Origin of the sequence: Phocaeicola sp. HCN-40430 (genome assembly GCF_037890285.1) — a bacterium.
Classification (GTDB): domain Bacteria; phylum Bacteroidota; class Bacteroidia; order Bacteroidales; family Bacteroidaceae; genus Phocaeicola; species Phocaeicola acetigenes.
This window is the reverse complement of sequence record NZ_JBBKBS010000087.1, coordinates 1-373: the sequence shown is the minus strand read 5'-3', so window position 1 is coordinate 373 and position 373 is coordinate 1. Positions and strand designations below refer to the sequence as shown.

The window sequence follows — 373 nt, the reverse complement described above, 5'->3', positions numbered from 1 at the left end:
GCGCAAGGACCTGGACCTGAGACCGGTGGAAGGTGTGGACGGTACGGCTTCGGAAGGGGTGATTCTGGAGAAGCTGGCGAAGTTCGGTATCACACCGGAGGCGGTGATGCTCTGGGGTACGGGTACGCCGATGCGTGAGTTCCTGTGGAGCGAGGAGATGGCGGATGCCAGCGTGCATGTGCTGCTGAACGTGGACTTCAGGGATACGTACCGCGAAGGGGACAAGGAGATACGCAACTGCCACATCAACGTGGGTACGGGCAAGGAGGTGTCTATCCGTGAGGTGGCGGAGAAGATCATGAAGGAAATAGGCTTCAGGGGGGAACTGCGCTGGGACAGTTCAAAACCGGACGGTACCATGCGGAAGCTGACC

At 59.5% G+C, this 373-nt stretch carries 1 protein-coding gene; it reads left to right on the top strand.

What is annotated here, in order from left to right:
* A partial coding sequence (locus tag WKU26_RS12715; protein WP_340322325.1) for an NAD-dependent epimerase/dehydratase family protein occupies window positions 1–373 on the top strand: 373 nt, incomplete at both ends.